Origin of the sequence: Streptomyces qaidamensis (genome assembly GCF_001611795.1) — a bacterium.
Classification (GTDB): Bacteria; Actinomycetota; Actinomycetes; order Streptomycetales; family Streptomycetaceae; genus Streptomyces; species Streptomyces qaidamensis.
The window spans coordinates 6,526,393-6,538,423 of the sequence record NZ_CP015098.1 but is presented as its reverse complement, the minus strand read 5'-3'; the positions used below and the strand labels follow the sequence as shown (position 1 = coordinate 6,538,423).

Here is a 12,031-nt window from a genome sequence, read left to right as displayed (position 1 = left end):
CCGGTCGTTGTCCGTGGTTGCCTCGTGCGCAGGACTAAGGGTGCCATGCCGGGTGTCTCCTGCCCGCATCGGCATGGGGGCTGTGACAGGGCGCACGACACCGTACTGCCGCCCGGCGCCTGGAGGCGGTCACGCGGGGACGCCGGCGCCCGCCAGGTTCTCGATCATCCGGTGGGAACTCGGCCCGACCAGCGCCGCCCACTCCTCGGGCGCCTCGGCCAGCCAGGCGGCCGCGCGGGCGGCGAAGCCGGGCACGTGCCGGCCCAGGTCGACCAGGGCGCGGTCGAAGCGGGTGGCGCCCTCCGGGGTGCGCACGAGGAGCAGTCCGATGCGGTGGACGAGGTCGCGCAGGTCGTCCCCGCTGTTGCGGGCGGCGGCGTGCAGGAGGGCGTCCAGGACGTCGGTGTCGTGCTCGCGGGCGAGGAGCGCGTCGCGCAGTTCACGGCGCAGCGGACGCGAGGCGGGGATGCCGGGCGGGGTGAGGACGGCGGCCAGGGCGCAGCGCAGCCGCACCGGGCCGTCCTCCAGCAGGCCCGTGATCAGCGGCAGGAGCACGGGCCGGGCGGCGGGGCCACGGTCGAGCCGCTGGTCGGCGTACGCGGCGGTGTACCCGGCGAGTTCCGGCCGCAGCGAGGCCGCCCGGCACACCAGTGCGGCGACCCGCCGGGCCAGGCCGGGCGGGGCGGCGTCGGCGAGTGCCCGCAGGGCCTCCTCCGCGTCCGGCCGCTCCAGCCGGGCCGCGAAGGCCCCGAGGACCGGCTCGGGATCGGTCAGGAGGGCTCCGGCGAGCGCGTCCGGTGAGAACCGCGGGTCGCCCGCCGCGAAGTACTCCAGCGCCCGCGGGAGGTAGCGGGCCCGGGTGTGCGGGTCCTGGACGAGGAGGGCGAGCGCGCCGCCGTGCAGGGCACGGTCGGCGGGGCGGGCGAGCAGGGTGAGGGCCGCATAGCGCAGGAGGGCGCGGTCGCCTCCGGTGTTCACGTGGGGTGCGACGCGCAGTCCGTGCACCACCGCGGCGCTCCGGCGCCCGGGCCGCTCGTCGCGCGCCCACCGGTCGACGGCCCGGCACACGACCGACGGCTCCTCCTCCGCCAGCACGGCGAGCAGTTCGTCGGCCCGCCGGTGCGCACGGTCGACGAGCACGTCCGTCAGACCGTCCAGCGCGCCGTGCCGGTGGGTGTGCAGGAGCGCCTGGGCAGCCGTGGCCACGGTCGCGTGCGGGGTGGCGGGCAGCGGCTGCTCGTCGTCGAACCAGCGGGCGAGCTGCGGTTGCACGGCGGCGGGGTCGGCGGCGAGGAGTGCGGCGACGGCGTCCAGGAAGCGGGGTCCGGACTCGCACGGCGGCCCGTCGGCGTGGACCAGCCGCCGCAGCAGGGCGCAGCGCGCCTCTTCCGGGAGCCTGACGCCGGTCCAGAAGGGGGGCCCGAGCTCGTCCGGCACGGGCCGCTCCTGCCGCCGCCAGGCCACGATCCGGTCGGCGAGCAGCCGCAGCACCTCTGTGTACGGTGCCGCGTCGGGCAGGGCCGACAGCGTCCCGGCGAGCAGCCGGGCGGCCCACCAGGAGCGCGGATCGGCGTCCAGGGCGTGCACCAGGTCGGCCAGACGGGAGGTCAGCCGACCGGGGCCGTGCTGGCGGCCGAGGCACAGCAGGGCCTGGACGACCGGCCCGATGCGGTGGTGCGGCACGGGGTCGGACGGGGCGTCCTCGGCGCGGTGGACGAGGGCGTGCAGGGCTTCGTCGAGGTCGAGGTGCATGCCCTGGAGCCAGTCGGCGAGCCCCTCGTGCGCGAAGCGGTAGCCGGGTCCGGCGGGCACGAGCAGGCCCTCGGCGAGCACGGCCGACGCCCAGCCGCTGCCGCCGCCGAGCCGCTCCGGGGCGGTCCCCCACGGGAACACGGCCGCGAAGGCCTCCGGGTCCAGGTCCCCCGGCCCCGGTCCGAGGCTGCGCCGGGCGGCCTCGTGCACCTGCCCGGCGACCTTCGCGGCCAGGCGGCGTACGGCGGTGCCGTGCAGGCCGTCGCCGGCGGCCAGGCGCTGGGCGATCCGCAGGGACATCAGGTCGAGGTAGGCCGCGAAGACGTCGTCCCGGTCGGCCGCGGCCGCCTCGGGGGGCTCGGTGAGGGCCGCCCGGACCTCGGCGAGCAGACCGAGGGTGAGGGGATGCCGGGCGTCGGCCGGGGCGAGGGCGTGATCGGCGAGGCCGTGACGCCGGTACGCCTCCCGCGCCTCGCCCTCGGTGAGGTCGCCGAGACCCACGCACGGCTCCGCGGGGAAGGGCGCGGTCTCCCAGTACTCCGCCCGGCACGCCACCACCAGCCGGGCTCCCGTCTCCCGCAGCCACCGCGTGGTCCCGTCCGTCCAGTCGGTCAGACGGCGGGTCAGCGCCGGGGGCATCTCCTCGGGGCCGTCGAGCAGGAGCAGCAGCGGGCGGCCCTCGGACCGGGCGAGGTGGGCCAGGCGCTCGGGCGTGATGTCGCCCGGGCCGGACGGGGCGGAGGCGGCCACGGCGGGGGCGGCCCGGTTCAGCGCCCGGTGTGCCGCGTCCGCCACCGACGCGTCGCCGTCCCGCAGTTCACTGCCGCGCAGCCAGAGCGTGGGCTGCCCGTCCCGCCGGCGCCGCGCCGCGAGCGCCGCGAGTTCCGTCGTACGACCGCTGCCCGGGGGGCCGACGAGGCCGAGCACGGCGGCCGGGCCGCCGGTGAACGCGCTGATCCCGGCCGTCACGGCCGCCCGTTCGACCGGGTGCGGGACGCCGGTGCCGCCGGGCGGTCCCTCCAGCGCCACCGAGGCGGCGGTCAGGTCCAGTACCCCGGCCAGATTGAGGTCCGCGCCGTACGCGGGAACCGTCGCCGCGTTCTCGTCGAGCACGTCGGCCAGTGGCTGTGCGGCACCGGGGAGCCGGGAACGCAGCGGTACGGCGAATCCGACGTCGCGGTGATCGGAGCTGAGGGCGGTGCCCAGCACCCCGATCACGGCACCGGTCCCGGCGTCGAGCACGGGGCCGCCGGCCGCTCCGCCGCCCAGCCGCAGCGCGTCCCGCCCTGCCGTGCCGACCGCCAGTTCCAGCGCGTCGTCGAGGCGGTGGAAGCGGTCCGTGGCCGCGTAGGTCACGGAGGTCGAGCCCAGCAGCCGTGCCTCGCGCCAGCCGCCGGCGGCGATCCGCACGTAGGTGCCGGTCCTGGCCCCTTCCCGCACGGTGACGGGCAGCGGCGGCACGCCGAGCCCCTCGGTCCGTACGAGGGCCAGGTCCAGCGCGGGCAGCGGGGTGACCGCGTCGGCGGACACGACCCGGCGGCGGTCCCCGGCGCCGTACAGGACGAGCCGGGGCAGGCCGTCGACGGCCTCGTGGCTGGTGATCAGCGTGCCGTGGTGGTCGGCCAGGAAGCCGGTGCCGCGGGGGCGGCCGACCAGGTCGTGGATGCGGACGAGGGCGTTACCGGGGACCGCCCCGTCCTCGTGCCGTGCTGGTCCGGGGAGGTCCGGGGAGCCTTGTGGGCTGTCGTCCGTCTCCCGGGACCGGTTCCGCGACGCCATCGTCGAGCCTCCCCGCCGTACACCCGTGCCCTTGTGTTCGACAGTAGGGGCGGGATGATCAGCGGGACAGATCGCTCTGCGAAAGCGCCCCCTTCCGCTCCCCCGGTTCACTCCGAGCGCCCGCACGGACGGGTGAAGGAACGGGGGAGCCTGGATACACCCTAGGGGTGGGGGAACCGAGGGGGACCGTGGAGCGGCGGCAGTGGAGGTACCCCGTGGCTGCCGCTCCACGGGCGGACCGGCCCCGGTTCCTCCCGTCAGGCGAAGACGGCCAGGCTCTTGGCCTTGCCCCGGTGGTCCTCCACGAGCGCGAGGAAGCGGCCCTCCGGGTCGAAGACGGCGACGGGGCCGGAGCCCGCGTACGTCTCGGGCATGTCCAGCCGCACTCCGTTGGTGAGCAGCTTGGCCCGGCGGGTGTCGACGTCCCAGCGGGGGAACGCGGCCGTGGCGGCCTCGGCGATCGGCATCACCGTCAGCTCCTGCTGGAGCTGGTCGAGGGTGCGGGCCGCGTCCAGCTTGTAGGGGCCGACGCGGGTGCGGCGCAGGGCGGTGAGGTGACCGCCTACGCCCAGGCCGGCGCCCAGGTCACGGGCGAGGGCGCGGATGTAGGTGCCGGAGGAGCAGACGACCGAGACGACCAGGTCGAGGACGGCAGTGCCGTCGTCGGCGACGGCGTCCCGGACGTCGTACACACCGAAGGAGGCGACCGTCACGGGCCGGGCCGGGATCTCGAACTCCTCGCCCTCCCGGGCCCGCTTGTACGACCGCACGCCGTTGATCTTGATGGCGCTGACCTTGGACGGCACCTGCATGATGTCGCCGGTCAGGGCGGCGATGCCGGCGTCGATGGCGTCGCGGGTGACCTCGGAGGCGTCCGTGGAGGAGGTGATCTCCCCCTCGGCGTCGTCCGTGAGGGTGTTCTGCCCGAGCCGGATGGTGCCCAGGTACTCCTTCTCGGTCAGCGCGAGGTGGCCGAGAAGCTTGGTGGCCTTCTCGACGCCGAGGACGAGGACGCCCGTCGCCATCGGGTCGAGGGTGCCGGCGTGCCCGACGCGTCGCGTTCTGGCGATGCCGCGCATCTTGGCGACGACGTCGTGCGAAGTGAAGCCCGACGGCTTGTCGACGATGACAAGGCCGTCGGGCGTGGTGTGCTTCTGGGTCATTCTGCGCCGGTGTCCGTCTCGTCGTCCTCGTCGGGCTTGCGGTACGGGTCGGCGTCGCCGGCGTACTTCGCGCCCGCGGACGCCTCGCGCACCTTCTCGTCGGACATGCGCGCCTTGTCGAGGAGGTCCTCGATGGCGCGGGCGTTGTCCGGGAGGGCGTCCATGACGAAGGCCAGGGTCGGCGTGAACTTCACCCCGGCGGCCCGGCCCACCTCGGAGCGCAGGATGCCCTTGGCGCTCTCCAGGCCGGCGGCGGCCGCCGCGCGCTCCTCGTCGTCCCCGTACACCGTGTAGAAGACGGTCGCCTCCCTGAGGTCGCCCGTGACCCGGGTGTCCGTGATGGTGACGTGCGAGCCGAGCCGCGGGTCCTTGATCCCGCGCTGCAGCTTCTGCGCCACCACCTCTCGGATGAGGTCCGCCAGCCTCTTGGCACGCGCGTTGTCGGCCACTGGTCCGTCTCCTTAAGTGCTTACTTGTTGCTTCAGTCTTCGTCGCTGTGGAGCCTGCGTCGAACCGAGAGCAGTTCGACTTCGGGCCGCCCGGCGACGAGCCGCTCACAGCGGTCCAGGACGTCGGTCAGGTGTCCCGTCTCCCCTGAGACCACCGCGAGCCCGATCTCGGCCCTGCGGTGGAGGTCCTGGTGACCCGTCTCGGCCGCGCTCACCCCGTACTTGCGCTGGAGTTCGGCCACGATCGGACGGACCAGAGAGCGTTTCTCCTTGAGCGAGTGGACGTCGCCGAGGAGCAGATCGAAGGACAGAGTCCCCACATACATGTGTGTATCCGGATGTCCCGCCGGTTCGGGGTACGGGCGCCACGCTTCGACGCCGATACGGGAACCGTACACGCAACGGCCGGGGCCGATCGACGGAATAAGTCCCGCCGATCGGCCCCGATCGTGACTCAGGTCAGACGCGCGGCTTCTCGCGCATCTCGTACGTCGCGATGACGTCGTCGACCTTGATGTCGTTGAAGTTGCCGAGGTTGATACCGCCCTCGAACCCTTCGCGAATCTCGGTGACGTCGTCCTTGAAGCGACGCAGACCCTCGATGTTGAGGCTCTCCGCGACCACCTTGCCGTCGCGGATGAGGCGCGCCTTGGTGTTGCGCTTGACCTCGCCGGAGCGGATGAGAACACCCGCGATGTTGCCCAGCTTGGACGACTTGAAGACCTCGCGGATCTCCGCCGTGCCGAGCTCGACCTCCTCGTACTCCGGCTTGAGCATGCCCTTGAGGGCCGCCTCGATCTCCTCGATCGCCTGGTAGATGACCGAGTAGTACCGGACGTCGACACCCTCGCGCTCGGCCATCTGCTGCGCACGCCCGGCGGCGCGCACGTTGAAGCCGATGACGATGGCGTCGGAGCCCATGGCCAGGTCGATGTCGGACTCCGTGACCGCACCGACACCACGGTGCAGGACGCGGATGTCGACCTCTTCGCCGACGTCCAGCTGGAGCAGCGAGGACTCGAGCGCCTCGACCGATCCGGAAGCGTCACCCTTGATGATCAGGTTCAGCTGCTGGACCTCGCCGGCCTTGAGCACCTTGTCCAGGTCCTCCAGCGACACGCGGCGCGTGCGCTTGGCGAACGCGGCGTTCCGCTCACGGGCGGCGCGCTTCTCGGCGATCTGACGGGCCGTACGGTCCTCGTCGACCACCAGGAAGTTGTCGCCCGCGCCCGGGACGTTGGTCAGGCCCAGGACCTGAACCGGCGTCGAGGGACCGGCCTCGGCAACGCTGTTGCCGTTGTCGTCGTGCATCGCCCGGACTCGGCCGTACGCGTCGCCGACCACCATGGTGTCGCCGACCCGCAGCGTGCCGCGCTGGACGAGGACCGTCGACACGGCACCACGGCCGCGGTCGAGACGGGACTCGATCGAGATGCCCTGCGCGTCCTGGTTCGGGTTGGCCCGCAGGTCGAGCGAGGCGTCGGCCGTGAGGATCACGGCCTCCAGCAGGGAGTCGATGTGCAGACCCTGCTTGGCGGAGATGTCGACGAACATGGTGTCGCCGCCGTACTCCTCGGCCACCAGGCCGTACTCGGTCAGCTGACCGCGCACCTTGGTCGGGTCGGCGCCCTCGACGTCGATCTTGTTGACCGCGACGACGATCGGGACCTCGGCCGCCTTGGCGTGGTTGAGCGCCTCGACCGTCTGCGGCATGACGCCGTCGTTGGCCGCGACGACCAGGATCGCGATGTCCGTCGACCGGGCACCACGGGCACGCATGGCGGTGAACGCCTCGTGACCCGGGGTGTCGATGAAGGTGATCTTGCGCTCTTCTTCGTTGACCTCGGTCGCGACCTGGTAGGCACCGATGTGCTGGGTGATGCCGCCGGCCTCGCCCGCGATGACGTTCGTCTTGCGGATGGCGTCGAGGAGCCGGGTCTTACCGTGGTCGACGTGACCCATGACGGTGACGACGGGCGGGCGGACCATCAGGTCCTCCTCGTCGCCCTCGTCCTCGCCGAACTCGATGTCGAAGGACTCCAGGAGCTCGCGGTCCTCCTCCTCGGGGCTGACGATCTGAACCGTGTAGTTCATCTCGTCGGCGAGGAGCTGCAGCGTCTCGTCGGAGACGGACTGCGTGGCAGTGACCATCTCGCCGAGGTTCATCATGACCGCGACGAGCGACGCCGGGTTGGCGTTGATCTTCTCCGCGAAGTCGGTGAGGGAAGCACCGCGCGACAGGCGAACGGTCTCGCCGTTGCCGCGAGGCAGCATCACACCGCCGACCGACGGGGCCTGCATGGCCTCGTACTCCTGGCGCCTCTGCCGCTTCGACTTGCGGCCACGACGCGCGGGACCACCGGGACGACCGAAGGCACCCTGCGTGCCACCACGGCCACCGGGACCGCCGGGACGGCCACCGAAGCCGGGACGGCCACCGCCACCGGGACCACCCGGACGGCCGGCGAAACCGCCGCCACCGCCACCGGGACCACCGGGACGGCCGGCGAAACCGCCACCGCCGCCACCGGGACGGCCGGCGAAGCCGCCGCCACCCGGACGGCCGGCGCCGCCACCGGGACGACCACCGCCGCCACCGGGACCGCGGCCGCCGGGGCCACCGCCGCCGGGACGCGGACCGGCAGCCGGACGCTGCGGCATCATGCCGGGGTTCGGACGCGGGCCACCGGGACCGCCGCCGGGACGCGGACCGCCGCCCTGCGGACGGGGCATGCCGCCCGGGGTCGGACGCGCGCCGCCCGGAGCCTGAGGACGAGGACCGCCGCCGGCACCCTGCGGACGGGGGCCGCCCTGGCCCTGGCCCTGCGGACGCGGGGCGCCACCGGGCGCACCGGGGCCGCCCGGACGCGGGGCACCGCCCGGACGGGGCGCCTGCGGGCGCGCCATGCCGGTGGAGCCACCAGAGGTGAACGGGTTGTTGCCCGGGCGGGGACCCGCCGGACGGGCACCGGGACGCGGAGCGCCGCCGCCCGGACGCTGGGCGCCGGGACGGTCGCCACGGTCACCGCGGCCCTGGCCGGGACCGCCCTGGCGCGGAGCACCCGGACGCGGCGCCTGGCCGGCCGGACGCGGGGCGCCCGGACGCGGGCCGGAGCCCTGGCCCTGGCCCTGGCTCTGGCCTTGGCCCTGGGAGGCGGCCGGTGCGGCGGGAGCCGCCGGGGGTGCCGTGAACTCGGGCGTGGTCGGAGCCGGGGACGCCGGGGCGGGCCGCGGCGCGGGCTTCGGGCCCGGGGTGGGACGGGGGCCGGGAGCGGCCGGCGCGGCGGGAGCCGCGGGCTTCTCTGCGGCGGCCGGCTTGGGGGCCGGCGGGCGCGGGGCGGCCGGACGGGCAGCCTGCGCGGGTGAGGGGGCGCCCGGCTTCGCCGGGGCAGCCTTGCGGGCAGGGGCGGACTTGCCGCCTCCGCTGCCCTGCTGGAGGGCGTCCGTCAGTTTGCGTACAACAGGCGCTTCGATCGTCGAAGACGCCGAACGGACGAATTCACCGAGTTCCTGGAGCTTGGCCATGACGACCTTGCTCTCGACGCCGAACTCCTTGGCGAGTTCGTAGACCCGGACCTTAGCCACTTCGCTCCTTTGAGGTCCGGGTTGCGTCCGGACCGTCGCTAGTTCATGGGCGTACTCATCGCGTACTCATCGAGTGCTCATCGCAATCTCGACCTGCTTTCGACTCGCGAGGTACCTAGCCGCACGGGGTTCCGTACGGCACGTCTTACGTTGTTGCCTGCTCGGCAACTGTTGTCTGCTCGACGTATCGGCGCAACGCCTTTGTGTCGAGCGGCCCCGGGACGCGCAGTGCCCGCGGGAACGCCCGGCGGCGTACCGCCTGGTCGAGACAGACCGGTGCGGGGTGAACGTACGCACCCCGGCCGGGCAGCGTACCGCGTGGATCAGGGACGCACTCGTCCTTGATCGCCACGGTCCGCAGCAGTTCGGCCTTGGCCGCTCGCTCCCGACACCCCACACAGGTGCGTTCAGGGCATGCGCGGGCGCGCGTCCGGCCAGACACTGTTAAGTCTACCTCCCCGTACGCCCCTCACCCCTTTGGGGCAGGGATCGAACAGTTGCCGCGCGTGAAGCTGTCGTGATCTGAACGACGCGCGGCTTGGATCTATTCCTCGGAGCTGTTCCCGGCCGGTTCGGTGTCCGGGCGGATGTCGATGCGCCAGCCGGTCAGGCGGGCCGCGAGGCGGGCGTTCTGCCCTTCCTTGCCGATGGCCAGGGACAGCTGGTAGTCGGGCACGGTTACCCGGGCCGACCGGGTCGCCATGTCCACGATCTCCACCTTGGAGACCCGGGCCGGGGACAGCGCGTTCGCCACCATGTCGCCCGGGTCCTCCGACCAGTCGACGATGTCGATCTTCTCACCGTTCAGCTCGCCCATGACGTTGCGCACGCGGCCGCCCATGGGGCCGATGCAGGCGCCCTTGGCGTTCAGGCCGGAGCGGGTGGACCGTACGGCGATCTTCGTGCGGTGACCGGCCTCACGGGCGATCGCGGCGATCTCGACCGAACCGTCGGCGATCTCCGGCACCTCCAGGGCGAAGAGCTTCTTCACCAGGTTGGGGTGCGTGCGCGACAGCGTCACGGACGGGCCGCGGACGCCCTTGGCGACCCGGACGACGTAGCTGCGCAGCCGCATGCCGTGCTGGTAGGTCTCCCCCGGCACCTGCTCCTGCACGGGCAGGATGGCCTCAAGCTTGCCGATGTCGACCAGCACGTTCTTCGGGTCGCGGCCCTGCTGGACCACGCCGGTGACGATGTCGCCCTCGCGGCCGGCGTACTCGCCGAGCGTGGCGTCGTCCTCGGCGTCGCGCAGGCGCTGCAGGATGACCTGCTTGGCCGTGGTGGCGGCGATACGGCCGAAACCGGACGGGGTGTCGTCGAACTCGCGGGGCTCCTGGCCCTCCTCGAGGTCGTCGGGGTCCTCCTTCGCCCACACGGTCACATGGCCGGTCTCCCGGTTGAGCTCCACGCGCGCGTGGCGGCGGCTTCCCTCGGTGCGGTGGTAGGCGATGAGGAGGGCCGATTCGATCGCCTCGACCAGCAGGGGGAAGGAGATCTCCTTCTCCCGTACCAAGCCCCGCAGGGCGCTCATGTCGATGTCCACGGCTACGCCTCCTCTTCCTTCTTGTTGTCCTTGCGGCTGAACTCGACCTGGACACGCGCCCGGACGATGTCGTCGAAGGCGATTCTGCGCGCGGTGGCCCTGCGGCCGTTCACTCCGGGCACCTCGGTGTCGACACCCTCGTCGTCGACCTTCAGGATCCTGGCGACCAGCTCGCCGCCCTCGGCCAGCTGGAACTTCACCAGCCGCTCCGTGGCGCGGACGTAGTGCCGGTGTTCCGTGAGGAGGCGCTCCGCGCCCGGGGTGCCGACCTCGAGGGTGTACTCGCCCTCGCCCATCGCGTCCGTCTCGTCGAGCTTCGCCGAGAGCACGCGGCTCACATCGGCGATCTGGTCCAGGTCGGCGCCCGTGTCCGAGTCGACGACGACGCGGAGCACACGCTTGCGTCCGACGGAGTCCACTTCGATCTCTTCGAGGTCCAGGCCCTGAGAGGTGACGAGCGGCTCCAGCAGTCCTCGCAGCCTCTCGCTCTGGGTGGTGCTCATCCGGGTGACTCCTCGGCCGCGTGTGCTGTTGTGGGATGGGTCGCGTGTCTGGTCAAAGGGTATCCGGTCGCAGGGAGTGTTGCCGTCCACCCGGTCACGAACGGTGCCGCTGAGTGATGCGGGGCGGGGGCCCGGGTACCGTGATCACGGGCGTGCAGCCCTCGCAGTCCCTTCTTTCTCGAATGTTTCTCGAAACGAGCCCCGAGGACGTCTGACGTGCCGTTCCCCCCATCGCCGCGTGCCCGCTCGGGGCCGCGCAGAAGGAGTCTGCTCGCCGTCGCCCCGGCAGCTCTCGCCCTGGCGGGCTGCACCGGCGGGGATTCCGGTGGCCCGGCCGGGGACGGCCTGCGGGCCGCCGACCGGGCACGCGCGCGTGCGGCCCGCGACAGCGAGGCTCTGGCAGAGCGCTACGACGCGGTGATCGCCGCCCGGCCGGGACTGGCGGGCCGGCTGCGGCCGCTGCGCGAGGAGGTCGTACGGCACGCGCGGGCCCTCGGCGGTGGCCGGAAAGCGTCGCCTTCGGCGTCCCCTTCGGCACCGGTGTCCTCTTCGGCACCGGTGTCCTCTTCGGCCTCGCCCTCGCCCTCCGCGGCCGTGCCGGACAACGACAAGGACGCCCTCGCCCACCTCGCCACGGCGGAGAAGGAGCTCGCCGACCGGCGGGCCAAGGCGCTGGGCGGGGTGCCGGGCGAGCTGGCGCGGCTGCTGGCGTCGGTGGCGGCGGCCGGAGCGGTGCACGTGTATCTGCTGACGGAGGGGGACGCGTGAGCGAGGAGAAGGACCGGGAGCTGCGGGCCCTGCAGGCCGCGCTGGCGGCCGAGCACGCGGCGGTGTACGGCTACGGCGTCGTCGGCGGGAGGATCGCCGAGGGCCGCCGCACCGAGGCGGTCACGGCGTACGACGCGCACCGGGCACGCCGGGATGCGCTGGTGCGTGAGGTGAAGGACCTGGGGGGCCGGCCGGTGGCCGCGTCCGCCGGTTACGCGCTGCCGTTCCAGGTGCCGGACTCGGCGGCGGCCGTGCGGCTCGCCGCCGAGCTGGAGGACCGGGTGGCCGGGGTGTACGCCGACCTGGTGCGCGCGGCGGGCGGCGGGCGGCGGGCCCTGGCCGCCGAGGCACTGCGGGAGGCGGCGGTACGGGCGGTGCGCTGGCGCGGCGAGAGCGTAGCCTTCCCTGGGCTCGCGGAGCGGGCCGGCACGGCCCCGCCCTCGGCGGCGCCGACGGCGTGACCCGCACGGGGCACGCACCGAGGACGGC

At 73.6% G+C, this 12,031-nt stretch carries 10 protein-coding genes; 2 read left to right on the top strand and 8 right to left on the bottom strand.

Annotated elements, in window-relative coordinates:
- Positions 1-129 precede the first annotated feature (129 nt).
- The 8 genes from A4E84_RS29155 to rimP form a co-directional block, all read right to left on the bottom strand.
- Complete coding sequence (locus tag A4E84_RS29155) at positions 130-3,531, bottom strand: trypsin-like peptidase domain-containing protein (protein WP_062929382.1); 3,402 nt, start codon at positions 3,529-3,531, stop codon at positions 130-132.
- A gap of 257 nt (positions 3,532-3,788) precedes the next feature.
- On the bottom strand, positions 3,789-4,694 hold the full coding sequence (gene truB, locus A4E84_RS29150) for a tRNA pseudouridine(55) synthase TruB (protein ID WP_062929381.1): 906 nt from the start codon (positions 4,692-4,694) through the stop codon (positions 3,789-3,791).
- Positions 4,691-5,143 carry a 30S ribosome-binding factor RbfA gene (gene rbfA / locus A4E84_RS29145; RefSeq protein ID WP_062929380.1) on the bottom strand — a complete coding sequence of 151 codons (453 nt, stop codon included), beginning with the start codon at positions 5,141-5,143 and terminating at the stop codon, positions 4,691-4,693. Before rbfA ends, truB begins: the two co-directional genes overlap by 4 nt.
- A 32-nt stretch (positions 5,144-5,175) precedes the next feature.
- Positions 5,176-5,469 (bottom strand): DUF503 domain-containing protein, encoded by a 294-nt coding sequence (locus A4E84_RS29140; RefSeq protein ID WP_062929379.1) that lies wholly within the window; start codon positions 5,467-5,469, stop codon positions 5,176-5,178.
- Between the two features lie 133 nt (positions 5,470-5,602).
- Positions 5,603-8,728, bottom strand: coding sequence for a translation initiation factor IF-2 (gene infB / locus A4E84_RS41330; RefSeq protein WP_079129158.1), 3,126 nt, complete (start codon positions 8,726-8,728; stop codon positions 5,603-5,605).
- A gap of 145 nt (positions 8,729-8,873) precedes the next feature.
- The gene (locus A4E84_RS41325) at positions 8,874-9,170 is read right to left on the bottom strand and encodes a YlxR family protein (protein ID WP_079129157.1); all 297 of its coding nucleotides are present in this window, start codon (positions 9,168-9,170) and stop codon (positions 8,874-8,876) included.
- Positions 9,171-9,272: 102 nt separating this feature from the next.
- The gene (nusA, locus tag A4E84_RS29130) at positions 9,273-10,271 is read right to left on the bottom strand and encodes a transcription termination factor NusA (protein ID WP_062929377.1); all 999 of its coding nucleotides are present in this window, start codon (positions 10,269-10,271) and stop codon (positions 9,273-9,275) included.
- A 2-nt stretch (positions 10,272-10,273) separates the two neighbouring features.
- Positions 10,274-10,774 (bottom strand): ribosome maturation factor RimP, encoded by a 501-nt coding sequence (gene rimP / locus A4E84_RS29125; protein WP_062929376.1) that lies wholly within the window; start codon positions 10,772-10,774, stop codon positions 10,274-10,276.
- A gap of 216 nt (positions 10,775-10,990) precedes the next feature.
- Between rimP and A4E84_RS29120 the strand changes: the two genes are divergently transcribed.
- Both A4E84_RS29120 and A4E84_RS29115 read left to right on the top strand, forming a co-directional pair.
- Positions 10,991-11,542 (top strand): hypothetical protein, encoded by a 552-nt coding sequence (locus A4E84_RS29120; protein ID WP_062929375.1) that lies wholly within the window; start codon positions 10,991-10,993, stop codon positions 11,540-11,542.
- Positions 11,539-12,003: a ferritin-like domain-containing protein gene (locus tag A4E84_RS29115; RefSeq protein WP_062929374.1), complete on the top strand. Its 465-nt coding sequence runs from the start codon at positions 11,539-11,541 to the stop codon at positions 12,001-12,003. The genes A4E84_RS29120 and A4E84_RS29115 overlap by 4 nt, the downstream gene beginning before the upstream one ends.
- The last annotated feature ends 28 nt before the right edge of the window (positions 12,004-12,031 follow it).